This window comes from Micromonospora narathiwatensis, assembly GCF_900089605.1.
GTDB lineage: Bacteria > Actinomycetota > Actinomycetes > Mycobacteriales > Micromonosporaceae > Micromonospora > Micromonospora narathiwatensis.
In genome coordinates, this window is the sequence record NZ_LT594324.1 from 1,538,264 (window position 1) to 1,551,696 (window position 13,433).

Below are 13,433 nucleotides of genomic sequence, written 5' to 3' on the forward strand. Positions count from 1 at the left end.
GGCGGCGGCCCACGCCGGGCCGCCGCCGGACGAACCGGTCAGCTGGTGGGGAAGTTGTCCGGGGTACGGATGCGGCTGCGCATGTAGTTCCCCGACGTGGTCAGGTTCGCCGTGCCGGCGTACTGGCCGCCGGCGCAGGTGCCCGGCCGGAACGCGGCGCTGCCCTCGTTGGCGTCGGAGTACGTCCAGTTCGCGTAGCTGATCTTCAGCCGGTCGAGCAGGTCGAGCCAGGCGTTGCTGCTGGCCGTGTCGACCGCCCCGTCGCCGGTGTAGGTGACGGTGCCGAACTCGGTGACGAACAGCGGGATCCGGGACGCGGCCCGCTGCACCTCGTTGCGGTAGTTGTCCTTGTGCGACGCGGCGTAGAAGTGGAACGTGTACATGATGTTGCTGGCCCGGACCGGGTTGTTGACAATCTCGTCGGAGTTGCCGCCCTCGGAGACGCCCAGGGACGACCAGCCGCGGGTGCCGACGAGGACGACGGCGTCCGGGTGGTTGGCCCGGATGACCGGGATCACCTGCTCGGCGTAGTTCTTGATGGTGGTCCAGCTGACGCCGTTCGGCTCGTTGGTGATCTCGTAGATCACGTTCTTCTTGCCGGCGTTGCGGGCCGAGACCGCGGCGAAGAAGGTCTTCGCCCGCTCCAGGTTGTACGTCGGGTCACCGGGCGTCAGGGTGTGGAAGTCGATCAGCGCGTACATGCCGCGCGCCGTGGCCTTGTCCACCAGGTTGTTGACCTGGTTGGTGAAGCCGGTCGGGTTGGTCTCGTAGCCCTGCTCCTGCACGTACATGGAGATCCGCAGCAGGTCGGCCTGCCAGTCGTTGGCGAGGGCGTCGAGCGAGGCGTCGTTGTAGCAGTTGGCGAACCACTGCAACCCGTGGGTGCTCATGCCGCGCAACTGGATCGGCCGGCCGTACTGGTTGCAGAGGTTGACCCCGCAGACGCGCAGCTGGCCGTTGATGGCCGCCGGGGTGGTGCCGGTCGGCGGCGGAGTGGTCGGCGGCGGGGTCGTCGGCGGGGGCGTGCTGGGCGGGGGAGCGGTGGTCGGCGGCGGCGTGCTGGGCGGGGTGGTGGTGCTGCCGGTGCAGGTCGTGCCGTTGAGGGTGAACGCGGTCGGGGCCGGGTTGGCGGTGGTCCAGGTGCCGTTGAAGCCGACGGTGGTGCTCGCCCCGGTGGCCAGCGCGCCGTTGTAGTCGAGGCTCTTCGCGGTGACCGCGCTGCCGCTCTGCTGGAAGGTCGCCGACCAGCCCTGGGTGACGCGCTGCCCGGAGTTGGGGAAGGTGAAGCCGAGCGTCCACTGGTTCACCGGGTCGCCCAGGTTCTTGATGGTGATGTTGGCGGTGAACCCGCCCTGCCAGTCGTTGGTCGTGTAGGTGACGGCGCAGCCGGTCGCGGCCATGGCGTTGGTCGACGGCAGCAGGGCCGCCCCGGCCAGGGCGAGCGTGCCGACGGCGCCGGCCGCGAGCAGGGAGCGCCGTGACGGGCGCGGAATCGTGGTCATGCGGGATCGTCCCATCTGGTGGGTGGTGGTGAGTCATGGCGGTGCCGTCGCGAACTCGCCCGGACAGTCCGGCGCGGCAAGCCTCGGGAGCGCTCCCACGAGAGAGTAGAGGGGCCCGTGGCGCAGTGCAACACATCGACGGTTACGCCTTGACCGCCTTGACGATGGCGGGGATGGAACCGATCAGCAGGACCAGCGCCCAGACGACCGCCACCACGGCGAAGACCAGCGCGCCGAGGTCGTCGGTGATGCTGACCAGGATCACCGGCACCAGCCGGTGCAGGAACTCCAGCACCACCGTGCACAGCAGCGTGGTCAGCGCCAGCAGCACCAGGCCCTTGTTCTGGACGAAACGCGGCTGGGCGAGCAGCAGCAGGCCGGCCCAGACCAGCTTCAGCAGCAGCACCAGGCCGAGCAGCACGCCCGCGTCGCCGACCGGGAAGAACCCCCACACCACCAGGTACGCCAGCGTGCCGAACGGCGCCGCCAGGAAGAGCGAGACCATCACGGTCAGCTCGACGAAGGCCACGATCAGCAGGACCACCGACACGATCAGCAGCACGATCGAGAAGACCAGGGTGGCCGCGCCCTGCACCCGGCCCTGGACCCGTTCCGGCACCACCAGGCTCAGGCAGAACAGCCCGGTGGTCCAGAGCGCCACCACGTCGATCAGGGCCAGGTGACCGGTGCCCCGGCCGGAGGGCTGGGCGACCCGCCCGACGTCATCGAGTTCCACGCCGAGCTGGCCGGCGCTGTCCCGCAGCGCCCCGCCCGCGTCGCCGCCGCCGGTGAGCAGCGCCGCGCCCAGTTCCAGCCCCACCACCAGGGCCACCGCGAGCAGCGCCAGCAGCAGGAACGGTCTGCGCAGCTCACCCATGGCGTACCTCCGGGCCGGGCGGCCTCACGGTCAGGACCGGGCGACGACGACCGTGCATCCGCCACCTCCCGGGCAGGTCAGGACGACGTCGACGGCCCGGTCCACGGCCACCCGCGCCAGCGCCGTACCGTCCGCGCCGGGCGTCACCTCGTCGTGCACGGTGACGTCGGCGTCGCCGGGCGCGGTAGCGGTCACCACGAACGGCGCCCGGCTGCGCAGCACCAGGCTGCGCAGCCCGCCCGGGTCGGCGACCCGCAGCAGGCAGCCGGAGGTGAAGGCGACCACCGTGCCCTCGGCGGACGCGGTCGGCGGTGCGGCGGGCGGCACGCAGTCGGCGGTGACCGTGGCCGGGTCGACCGTGGCGGCGCGACCGCCGAGCCGGCCCAGCCAGCCGGGCCCGGCGGTCGGATCCCCCCGATCGTGCCGGCCCCCGGCCGCCGCTACCAGGTACAGCGCCGCCAGCAACCCGGCCAGCGCCGCCAGCAGGACCTTCTGCCGTCCGCTCATGGCTGTAGGAGCTGGGTGAACCGGAGCTGGTCGACGCCGGCGTAGTACCGGTCGGTGCCCTGTGTCTTGCCCACCACCGCCAGGGTGACCTGGTGCGGACCCTTGACCAGGGTGAGGGTGGCGACGTCGATCCAGTCGGTGCGTACCACGGTGGGGGTGAAGCCGAAGAACGGTTCCCCGACCTGTCGGCCGTCCACCAGGAAGACGGTGTTGGCGTAGTCGTAGGACGTGGTGCGTACCGTCGAGAAGCGCCAGGTGCCGTCGACCGGGAGATTCACGGTGACCGTCACCCGGTCACCGACGGCCCGCCCCTGGAAGAACAGCTGGGCGTCGCCGGACCAGGTCACCCCGCAACAGTTCGGCTGGGCGACCACCTCGGCCTTGACGCCGGTCGACTCGACCGCCGCGCCCGACACCAGGCTCTCCGCCTCCACGGTCACCACCTCGGCCCGGGGCGGCGGCGCCGGAGGCTCGCCGTCCCGGGAGACCAGCCAGACCACCACCCCGGCCACCACCAGCACCAGCGCCGCCGCGGCCGCCAGCCACGGCCACGGCGTGCGCTTCGGGGGTACGACCGCCTGCACGTCGTACGTCACCCGGCCGCTGGAGCGGGAACTCTCCTCCGGCGCGGTGTTCGCCGAGTACGCGAACCCGGTCATGTCGTAGCGCCGGGGCGGGGTGCCCGCCGGCACGGCCAGTCGGACCAGGAACGAGACCGAACCCTGCCCGGGCACCACCCGCTGGGGTTCGGCGACGGTGAACCAGGCGCGCTGACCGCCCTCGCCGGGTGCCACGTCGAAGACCACGGTGTCCGGGGCCCGGCCCGGGTTGGAGACGGTGAAGGTCAACTCACCGCTGTTGCGGGCGTCCAGGGTGAACTGCCCGGCGGCGGCGACGACGGCCCATTCGGTGGTCATGACGGCTCCTCGGTGGACGACACGGGCGGCGGGGACGGGACCCGGGCGCGGCCGATCGCCGGCCCGCTCGGCAGCGGCGGGTCCGCGTCCGCGCCGGATTCGGCGGCGGTCACCTCGACGGTCACCGCGGCGGGCTTCTCCGCCTCGACGATCCGGGTGATCAACGCGAGCTGGTCGGCGGCGGCCGGCGGCACCCGGACCAGCAGGTGGAAGGGCCGGTCCGCCGGCTCGTCCAGCACGAAACCGGTCACCCCGGTGGCCAGCTCCAGCGCGGTGCGCATCCCGTACGGGGTGCCCCGCCACCGGGCCAGCAGCGCCCCGTGCGCGACCAGGTCCCGCAGCCGGCCCAACGGCAGCGGCAGCGGCGTGTCCGCCCGGGGCGCGGCGACCACGTGGTCCAGCGCCACCCACCGGGTCAGGTACGCCACGAACCCGTCCCGCGTCCGGTACGGCCCGAACAGCGCGTCGACGTCGGCCAGCACCGCCTCGTCCGGGGCGTGCAGGGTCTCCATCACGTCCAGCAGCGCGCCCAGCACGCTGCCCGGCCCGGCGGCCCGCTGGTACGCGGCGGGCAGCAGCCGCTCAATCGCCGTTCGGCGCATCCTGCCGCACCACCTCGATGTCGTGCTCGCCGGAGCAGAGCAGCCAGGTCCCGGGCACGGTGACCACGTCGGCGGTGGCCTGGTTGGCGCTGGCCGTCCAGTCGACGGCGTCGCCGCTGCGATACACCCCGCGCTCCCCGCCGGCGAGGATCAACCGGTCGGCGCCGTCAGCGCCGGCGGACGGCACGGTGGCCGCGATCGCGTCGACCGGCACGAACCTCGTCCGATCCCGCAGCGGCAGCCCGCAATTGACCATCACCGGCTGCCACTGCGGCTGGGCCGCGAGGGTGTCCAGCCGGACCACCCCGCCGCTCTGCGTGGCGGCGAGCGCCAGCGTGCCGCTGAACGCGAGGTCCCGGCAGGTGCCGCCGATCCAGCCGGCCGGCACGCCCTGCCACCGGACGTCCGACTCGAACAACCGGGTCCGGTGGCAGCCCTGACCGGGCTTCTTCGGGTCCGGCTCGCCGGCGCCGCTCCAGAGCAGGGTGGCCGGTCCGTCGTACTGGACGGCGAGGACCCGGTTGTCCACGTTGGCCAGGCCCACGTGGCCGAAGGTGCCGGGCCGGCCGGCGGCGGTGGACAGGTAGACCCCGAAGCCGGCCTGCGCGGCCACCGCCACGCCGGGCGCGCCGCGCTCGGAGACGAACGCCCGGACGGCGTAGAAGCCGCGGTCGGCGTCGGCGGGGTCGACCAGGATCTGCAACGGCACCGACCCGGGCAGCAGGGAGACCTCGAACAGGCCGGTGTCGGTGGCGAGCAGCAGCGCCCCCGCGCCGTCCCGGTCGATCCAGGCCAGATCCTGCACCCGGGAGTCCAGGTCGGTCAGCAGGGTCCAGGTCTCGCCGAGGTCGGTGCTCAGGCGTACCCGGGAGCCACCGGAGTCGCGGGTGGTGACCACGGCCACCGAACCGGCCCGGGCCACGATGCCGGGGCGGACCGGGGCCGGCGCCGGGACCACCCGGACCACGCTCTCGTCGTCGAACCGGCCGGCCGGCTCCCAACCCGCCCCGGCGTCGGTGGAGCGGAACAGCACCGGGCCGCGCCCGGCGTACCAGGTCCCCGGCTGGTACTGGTCCACGGCGACGGTCCGGACCTGCGCGTCGGGCGCCTCGTCGACCACGAACCGGACCGACTCGACGTACCGCACGCCCGGCTCGGCGTGCTCCAGCATCCGGTACACGTTGGACGCCCGCAGCGGCTCGCCGAACGCCCAGCCGGACGGGTTGAGCGGGGTCGGCAGCGGGCTGAGCGTCTGGTGCAGCCGGTCGTGGATGCGGCGGCGGACCGCGTCCACGTCCTCCTCCCGGCGGACCACCACCCGGGCCCGGACGGAGACCGCCTTGTACCGGGCCCACCCGGCCCGTACCGCGGTGCCCAGCGCGCGGCGTCGCTCCAGGTCGGCCTCCACCCGCCGGCGGGCCTCCTCGACCTCGTGCTCGCGCAGCACGTCCACCGGCAGCCGGCCGCCGGGGCGGGCCTGCTCCGGCACGTACGGCACCAGCACCACCTCGACCTCGCCGGGGCGGGCGAAGCTGTAGACGGCGGCGCGGGTGAACGCCCTTGCCCGGGCCACCGCCCCGGAGCCGGCGGCGAGGATCTCGTAGTCGCGGGCGGTGACCGCGCGCTGCTGGGCGAAGAACTCGTACGGCCCGCGCGCGAGGGCCGACTCCAGCGACTCCAGGTCCCGGCCGCCGCCGGCCGGCTCGGGATTGTCCACCCGCAGCCCGGGCAGCGGGTCGCGCAGGCTGGTCAAGGTTCCCGCGGCCACGTTCCCGGCCGGCCCGCCCCCGCTGCGGTACCAGAGCCGGATCTGCCGGCCGGCCGGCGGCACCGCCGCCACGGTCGTCGGCCCGGGCGCCCCCTCGACGCCCGGGCCGGCAACCGCGTCCAACGCGCCCGGGCCGGCAGCCGCGTCCGGTGCGGCCGGCGGGCGCAGGTCCAGCGCCGGGGCGAAGGTGACCACCCCGGAGGCCCGGTCGACCAGGTAGACCTTGGCCTGCGGGCCGACGCCGGCGAAGCTGTCCACCGGCCGCCAGATCTCGTACGTGCGTCCCTCGTGCTCGCGGGCCGCCGCGCCCAACTCCACCGAACCGGTCGGCACCTCCACCCCGAGCAGCAGGTCCAGCGCCTCGGCGGTACGGGTCAGCGGCGCCCGGTCCGCCCGGAACACCTGGCCGGCCTGGCCGGTGCCGGTGCCGAGCAGTTCCGCCTCGACCGGCTCGCAGTGGTGCACGCGTACCGTGACCTCCGTGTCCCCGGCGGGCAGCAGGGCCGGCTCGGTGGTGACGAAGACGACCGGCCGGGGGTCGGCGCCACGGGCGGCGGCGACCCGGGTGCCGGCGGGGACGCGTACCGCGCCCCGGTCCGGGCCGGTCCGGCTGAACCGGACGTCCGCCCAGGCGGCGGTGGGCGGGTGCCGGGTCACCCCGAGCAGGTTGAGGAACGCGACGTACGCCTTCTCCGGCAACTGGTTCAGCCGGTAGATCATCACCTCGGTGAGGTACGCGAACGCCTCCAGCAGCGCCATCCCCGGATCGTGCGCGGAGAGGTCCGTCCAGTCCGGGCAGGACCGGCGGATCCGTTCCCGCGCCTCGGTGACCAGGTCGAGGAAGGCGCGGTCGTCGAGATGCGGCACCGGCAGCGTCATGAGCTTCCCTCCTCGGCGTGGTCCTCGGGGTCCTCGTCGGGCAGCAGGTCGACCGGGAAGACGAGCTGCCCGGGGGAGAGGCTGGCCCGGACCCGGTAGTCCAGCCGGATCACCAGCCGCCACGGATCGTCCGGGTCGGGCCCGGCGTCCACGTCGATCACCTCGACCCGGGGCTCCCAGCGCCGGATCGCCTGCCGGACGTAGTGGATGGCAAGGCCGGCCGTGGTGTCGTCGTTGGGCGCGAAGACCAGCCGGTGCAGCCGGGAGCCGTACCCGGGGCGCATCAGCCGCTCGCCGGGTGTGGTCGACAGCAGCAGGAAGAGCGCCTGGCGTACCGTCTCGTCGCCCTCGGTCATGGCGAGCCCGCCGGCGGCGGTCAGCGCGAGACCGCCGGTGCGACCCGCGTCGAAGCCGGCGCCCACGAAGCGGAAGGCCCTCATCCGTCCGCCCCCAGGAAGGTCTGCCGCGGGTCGCGGACGGTGTGGTGGACCGACCCGGGCGGGGTGCCGTCGGTGCGGCCGTCCAGGTTCGACAGCACCACCCGGTGCCCGTCGACCCGCAGCCACGCGCTGTAGCCGACGGTCACGCCGAGGGTCTTGGCGCAGGGCTTGATGGTGGGGCCGTAGTTCGGGCAGCCGCCGATGTCCCGCCCCTCGGGGTCGGCCTCGACGAGCACCGGGACGCCTTCGACGGTCAGCCACTGCTGCGACGCGCGGTTGGCGATCCGGCCGCCGTGGTCACAGGTGATCAGCGAGTCGCGGTGGATCCAACGCATCAGCCACCTCCCTGGGCGCGGACGAGGGTGCGGGCCTGGGCGGCGGCGGTGTCGGCGTCCTCGGCCGCCTCGGCCCGCCGGAAGTCGACGGTCCGGGCGCGGACCACCATGGCCCGACCGGGAGCGGAGAGCACCAGGTCGCCGGCCGCGTGCACGGTGGTCAGCTCGGGTCGCAGCTCCACGAAGCTGCCCGCGTCGGTGGCCAGCCGCAGGGTGCGGCCGTCGTCGTCGATGACGATCGACTGGCCGGTGCCAGTCCGCATCGACCAGCGCCGCGACCGCCCCGCCACGATCCCCGCGTCGTACGGCTCGACGGCACCGAACAGCGAGCCGAGCACGATCCCCGCCGCCGGTTCGCCGCCGGGCAGCGCCACCAGCACGGTGTCGTCCGGGTCGGGCAGCGCGACGATGCCCTTGCCCCGGCCCGCGCCCGGGCAGACCACGGCCAGCCAGCCGGCGTCCAGGTCTCCGTACGCGGGCAGCGTCACCCGGGCCCGGCCCAGCCCGTCGGGGTCGTCGACGTCGGTGACCGTGCCCAGGGTGACCGTGGCCGGGGCGGGCGCGGCGGCCGGCGGCGGTGCCGGCGGGGCGGTGGAGAAGCGGGTCAGGTGGCCGTTCGCGTCGACCGTGTGCACCACCTCGGTGAGCACGTACACCCCGGCGACCGGGCCGGGTACGCCGGCCAGGGCGATCCGCCGGCCGGGACGCAGCGCCGGGTCGCCCTCGGCCGTGCCGTCGGCGGTGACCAGCGCGGCGACCCGCGCGTCCAGCCCGGCCTGGGCCAGCGCGGCCAGCTCGTCGTCGCTGCGCCCGGGCTGGTCCACGGCGGTCCGTACGCCGTCCGCGCCCACCTCGCCCGGCTCGGGGCGCAGCGGGACGTGCCGGCCGGAGCGCGCCTCGGTGGCCTGCTGGCGCAGCGGCTCGGCGCGCTGCGGGTGCCAGCCGAGCGCGGCGCACTCCCCGCCGGCCCGGTCCAGGTTCTCCGCGATCCGCACCGCGTGCACGGTGTCGCCGAGGGTCAGCGGGACCGGCTCGCCGTACCCGTCGAGGGTCAGCAGCCGCAGCCGGTCGCCGTCCACAGCCAGGTGCAGCCCGGCCCGGCCGGTGACCTCACGCAGCAGCTCCAGGTCGGTGTGCCGGTGCTGGAGCAGCCGGTCCAGGCGCGGCCCGTCGGCGTCCGCGTCGACGGTGAGCCCGAGATCGGCGCAGAGCGCCCCGGCCAGGTCGGCGGCCGTCACCGACTCGAAGACCCGCAGCTCCTGCCGCTTGCGCAGCCGGTGCAGCGGGTCGTACGCCCGGATCCGCAGCTCGGCGGCGCCATCGGCGGCGTACGCCACCTCGACGCCGGTGACCTCGCCGGTGAACAGGGCGTCCGGCTGGCCGTCCAGGCGCACGTCGAGGGCGGCGCCGGGGCGTACCGGCGGGTCGAGGGCGGCGCTGCCCGGCGCGGTGGCGAGGGTGAGTTCGCACTGGGTCGGCTGGTCGAGGCGGGCGGCGACCCGTACCCCGCGCAGCCGTCGGCCGTCGGCCAGCGGGGTGCCGTCGATCGTCACGGTGACGGCCCGGTTCACGGCGTACCTCCGTTCGCGCGGTCGGCCGGCGGGGCGGTCACGGCGGGGGCGGCCCCGGTCGTGCGTTCGGCCGGCGTGGCGGTCACGGCGGGGGCTGGCCCGGTGGCGGCGGGCCGCATCGCGGTCACGGTGCGCCTCCCGGCCCGCCGGGTCCGTCGGGTGGTGTGGCGGCGGTGAGCGGCGGGACGGCCAGCGCGGCGCCGGCCGGCACGGTCAGCGGGTCGCCGATCCGGTTGTGCTCGGCGAGCAGCCGCCAGCGCAGCGGCGAGCCGAGCGCGTCATGGGCGAGCAGGTCGAAGCGCACCCCCGACCAGCCCGGCTCGGCCGCGCCGTCGGCGGCGGCGACCACCGCCGAGCCCGGCGGCAGCGGGGTGCTCGCGGCGGCCAGCTCCTCCTCGAACCCGGCTCGGGCCGCCTCGCCGGACTCGGCCACCCGGACCAGCTTCAGCCGCAGCCAGGAGCGGCGCGGCGTGCCGGTGCGGGTGAACCCGTCGAAGCGTTCCGCGATCGCCACGATGACCCCGGGCACGTTCCAGGTCTTGCCCCAGACCAGGCGGACCAGCGGGGGCCGCAGCCAGCCGTGCTCGGTGGCGGAGTTCTCCGCCAGCAGCCACAGCGGACGGGTGAGGGTGCGGACGTCCTCGGGGCGTACCTGGGACTCCACGAAGTCGGTGTCGAAGAGCAGGTCGAGGACGAGTTCGGTGCGCCCGCCGCCGGTGAAGACCAACGGGTCGTCGGCCAGCCCGGCGCCGGTGAGCGCGCCGCCGGCGGCGCCCCGGGGGCGTACCCCGGCCAGCCGGGTGACCTGCACGGTCTCCGGGTTGAGCAGGCAGTCCACCCGGGTGCCGGACTCGTCCACGAGGAAGGCCACCCGTTCCATCAGGCGCCCGCCTGTTCCCGGTCCAGCCGGCGCAGGTGCCCGGCGTCCGGCACGCCCGTCACCGGTGCCCACAGCTCCCGGTCGTCGGGCAGCGCCGGCCAGGGATCCCGCCGGCCCTCACCCCGGGGTACGTCGTGGACCTCGTCGGGCAGCGCCGGCCACGGCCCGGCGTCCGGCCCGCGCCACTCCGGGCGGCCCGGTGCGCCCCGGCCAGCCGGGCCGGTTCCGCCGGTGCCGGCCGACGCGGCGGGCGGGTTCGGGTGCGGTCGTGGTCCCTGGCGCGGCGACAACCGGACCCGAGGGTCCGCCGAGCCGGCCGGGGCGAGCCCGGAGCCCGGCGAACCCGGCCCGAGGCCGTGCGGGCGGCCGATCTCCGGTGGGTCCGTCCACACCGCGGGATCGCCGGGCCGGAGCCGTGGGCCGGCGGGTGCGGGTCCGGTCGCCTCGACGCGGGGTCCCCGTTGCACCTGGGCGGAATCGCCGAGGGCCCGCCTTGGCCGGCGTACCTCCGGCCCGGTGCCCGCGGTGCTGGCGTACCCCGGTCCGTCGGGGTCGGCACCCGGCGGGGCTCCGCGTCGGGCCGCCGCGTCGATGGTCGGGGCTCCGGGCGGGCTGGTCGTCGTGGCCGCAGCGCCGGGCCGGGGTTGCCCGGCGGCGGTGTCGGGTCCGGTACCGGAGCCGGGCCGGAGGCGCCGGCGGAACGTGCGGGCGCTGACGGAGGCGGACGCCGCTCCGTCGGGCGCCGACGCCGGCCCGCCACCCCGGGCGGCGCCGTCCGGGTGGCCGCGCGTCGCAGCGGCGCCGTCCGGGTGTCCGTGGGCCGTGGCCGTGCCGTCCGGGCGGCGGTGGGTCGCGGTCGCGCCGTCCCGGTGGCGGTGGGTCGCGGCGGTGCCGTCCGGGTGGCGGTGGGTCGCGGCGGTGCCGGTCTGGGCGGGGCGTCGGGGCGAGCCGGGGGCGGATGGCCGTAGCGGCAGTTCCCGGGTGACGACGACGGGTTCCCCGCCGGGGTCGACGCCCGCTCCGTGGTCACGCGGGCGGAGCCGTCCGGACCGGCCGTGGTCGCGGCCCGGGTCGTCCCGGCCCGGCCCGGCGGCCCCGTCTCCCGCACCGGCCGGCCCGGCCCCGGCGCCGTTCCCCGCCGCCCCACCCTCGTCGATCAGGAGGATCGCGTCGTCCAGGAGCCCGGAGCCGACGGAGACGTCCGGCTCGGCCGGACCGGGGGGCAGGTCGCGGAGGAGGCCGGGTGCGTGGGCGGCGACCAGGCGGAGCCAGTGCTCGGGGGGTTCCCCCGGGCGGCGGGGGCGAGGCGGCTCCGCGCGTTCCGGCGCCGCGCCCGGTGGCGGCGGGGCCAGCGCGCGGGCGAGACGGTCGGCCGTGGCGGCGGCCCGGCGCAGGGCACGGGCCAGCCGGTCACGGGGCGGTCGGGGCGGGCGCACTGCCGGACTCCAGCTCCAGCCCCTCGTACGCCAGGGTCAGCGCCTCGATGGCGATCTCCTGCGCGAGGGTGTTCAGGTGCGCGCCCCGCCACCGGGTCGGCCACGCGTTGATCATGTTCCAGCGCAGCATCTCGGCCGTGCCGGCCGGGTCCAGCAGCACCACCGAGACGTTGCGCCGGCTGACCGTCCCCTTCGCCGCCGCGTTCACCCAGTCCCACAGCTCGCGGGACGAGGTGAGGCCGAAGTGGAGGGTCACCGGGGCGTACTCGACCTGCCCCGGAACGGACCGGATCCGCTCGTTGCCGGCCTCCCGGTACGCCAGCGACGGAATGGTCACCTCAAGCCCGCTGACCTCCGTGAAGTGCCCGTTCGTGACCCCGTTGATGAGCAGCTTGAAGTGGTAGGCCCGGTACGGGTCGACGGGCGTGCCCGGTTGCGGGGTGGCCGTGGTCGGCATGTCAGCCTCCGATCGTGTCGGTCTCGGTGCCGCCGGCCCACTGGCTCAGCTTGAACACCACGAACTCCGCGGGCTTGACCACCGCGATGCCGATGTGCGCGACGACCATGCCGGCGTCGCGGACGTCGGCCGGGTTGGTCTCCTCGTCGCACTTGACGAAGAACGCCTCCTCCGGCGTACGTCCGAGCAGCGCGCCGTCGCGCCACACACGGGTGAGGAACGCGCCGATGTCGCGGCGGATCGAGCGCCAGAGCGTGTAGTCGTTCGGCTCGAAGACCATCCACCGGGTGCCGTTGGCGATGGCCTGCTCGATGGCGATGGAGAGCCGCCGGACGTTGAGGTATCGCCACTCGCTGGCTTCGGCGGCGAGGGTACGGGCGCCCCAGAGCCGGATGCCCTCGCCGGCGAAGTAGCGGATCACGTTGACGCCCTTGGGGTTGAGCACGTCGTGCTCGGGGCGGGTGACCCGGCAGGCGAGGTCGACCGCGCCGCGTACCGGCTCGTTGGCCGGGGCCTTGTGCACGCCGCGCAGCGCGTCGGTGCGCGCCCAGATGCCGGCCACGTGCCCGCTCGGCGGGGTGAGTACCAGCTCGCCGGTGAGCGGGTCGCGTACCTTGATCCACGGGAAGTAGAAGGTGGCGAAGTCCGACTGCCGGGGCCGGTACGCGGCCGGCCCGTCGTCGTCGGGCTTGGGCGTGCCGTCGGCGGGTTTCGGCGTGCCGTCGGCCGGTTTGCCGGACGGCCGCGCCGAGCCCGGCGTGGCGACCCGGGTCAGCGTGGAGACGTCGTCCACGTCCGGGGGCGGGTCGCAGATCGCCACCATGGTCCGCAGCCGCTCGGCCATGCTGATCAGCGCCTCGTGGGACACCGGGTCGTGGTAGCCGGGGGCGGCCAGGATGGAGACCTCGTCGACGGCCTCCAGCAGTTGCAGCCCGCTGCGCCGCCCGCCGGCGCCGGTGAGCTGGCCGCCCGCGCCGACGTTGACCACCCAGCACCGGGTGCCCCCGTTGTCGAGGAAGCCGAACACCGCCCGCGCCAGCGGGGTGCTCGCCAGGTGCTCGCCGTCGGCGTACAGCCGGAGGAACTCCGACCAGCTGTTGATCGCGAGGGCCTGGCCGACGTGCGCGGTGGGGTCCGGCGCGACCCCGACGAAGGCGGCGGTGCTGGTGCCGGCCGGCCCGATCGGGCGGGCGCCGCTGGGCACCTCCTCCACGTATATGCCGGGGGAGAAGTAGGTGGGCATCGGGTCCTCCTTGGGGCGG

The 13,433-nt window shown here is 75.5% G+C and carries 13 protein-coding genes; all 13 read right to left on the reverse strand.

Annotated features, from left to right (window positions below):
• Positions 1-38: 38 nt before the first annotated feature.
• Entirely contained in the window at positions 39-1,502 is a 1,464-nt protein-coding gene (locus GA0070621_RS06900) for a cellulase family glycosylhydrolase (protein WP_091192445.1), read from the reverse strand.
• 142 nt (positions 1,503-1,644) lie between these two features.
• A complete protein-coding gene (locus GA0070621_RS06905; RefSeq protein WP_091192447.1) occupies positions 1,645-2,379 on the reverse strand; it encodes a hypothetical protein in 735 nt (244 codons plus the stop codon).
• A 30-nt stretch (positions 2,380-2,409) separates the two neighbouring features.
• On the reverse strand, positions 2,410-2,886 hold the full coding sequence (locus GA0070621_RS06910) for a hypothetical protein (protein WP_091192448.1): 477 nt from the start codon (positions 2,884-2,886) through the stop codon (positions 2,410-2,412).
• Positions 2,883-3,803 (reverse strand): carbohydrate-binding protein, encoded by a 921-nt coding sequence (locus GA0070621_RS06915; RefSeq protein ID WP_091192449.1) that lies wholly within the window; start codon positions 3,801-3,803, stop codon positions 2,883-2,885. Before GA0070621_RS06915 ends, GA0070621_RS06910 begins: the two co-directional genes overlap by 4 nt.
• Positions 3,800-4,405, reverse strand: coding sequence for a phage tail protein (locus GA0070621_RS06920; RefSeq protein ID WP_091192451.1), 606 nt, complete (start codon positions 4,403-4,405; stop codon positions 3,800-3,802). The genes GA0070621_RS06915 and GA0070621_RS06920 overlap by 4 nt, the downstream gene beginning before the upstream one ends.
• A complete protein-coding gene (locus GA0070621_RS06925) occupies positions 4,386-7,052 on the reverse strand; it encodes a putative baseplate assembly protein (RefSeq protein WP_091192453.1) in 2,667 nt (888 codons plus the stop codon). The genes GA0070621_RS06920 and GA0070621_RS06925 overlap by 20 nt, the downstream gene beginning before the upstream one ends.
• On the reverse strand, positions 7,049-7,492 hold the full coding sequence (locus GA0070621_RS06930) for a GPW/gp25 family protein (protein ID WP_091192454.1): 444 nt from the start codon (positions 7,490-7,492) through the stop codon (positions 7,049-7,051). Before GA0070621_RS06930 ends, GA0070621_RS06925 begins: the two co-directional genes overlap by 4 nt.
• Positions 7,489-7,827: a hypothetical protein gene (locus tag GA0070621_RS06935; RefSeq protein WP_091192456.1), complete on the reverse strand. Its 339-nt coding sequence runs from the start codon at positions 7,825-7,827 to the stop codon at positions 7,489-7,491. Before GA0070621_RS06935 ends, GA0070621_RS06930 begins: the two co-directional genes overlap by 4 nt.
• Positions 7,827-9,398: a phage baseplate assembly protein V gene (locus GA0070621_RS06940; protein ID WP_091192457.1), complete on the reverse strand. Its 1,572-nt coding sequence runs from the start codon at positions 9,396-9,398 to the stop codon at positions 7,827-7,829. The genes GA0070621_RS06935 and GA0070621_RS06940 overlap by 1 nt, the downstream gene beginning before the upstream one ends.
• A gap of 124 nt (positions 9,399-9,522) precedes the next feature.
• Positions 9,523-10,278 carry a CIS tube protein gene (locus tag GA0070621_RS06945; RefSeq protein ID WP_091192458.1) on the reverse strand — a complete coding sequence of 252 codons (756 nt, stop codon included), beginning with the start codon at positions 10,276-10,278 and terminating at the stop codon, positions 9,523-9,525.
• Positions 10,278-11,714, reverse strand: coding sequence for a hypothetical protein (locus tag GA0070621_RS06950; protein WP_091192459.1), 1,437 nt, complete (start codon positions 11,712-11,714; stop codon positions 10,278-10,280). The genes GA0070621_RS06945 and GA0070621_RS06950 overlap by 1 nt, the downstream gene beginning before the upstream one ends.
• Entirely contained in the window at positions 11,689-12,171 is a 483-nt protein-coding gene (locus tag GA0070621_RS06955; RefSeq protein WP_091192461.1) for a phage tail protein, read from the reverse strand. Before GA0070621_RS06955 ends, GA0070621_RS06950 begins: the two co-directional genes overlap by 26 nt.
• A gap of 1 nt (position 12,172) precedes the next feature.
• Positions 12,173-13,414 (reverse strand): phage tail sheath family protein, encoded by a 1,242-nt coding sequence (locus tag GA0070621_RS06960; protein WP_091192462.1) that lies wholly within the window; start codon positions 13,412-13,414, stop codon positions 12,173-12,175.
• Positions 13,415-13,433 lie beyond the last annotated feature (19 nt).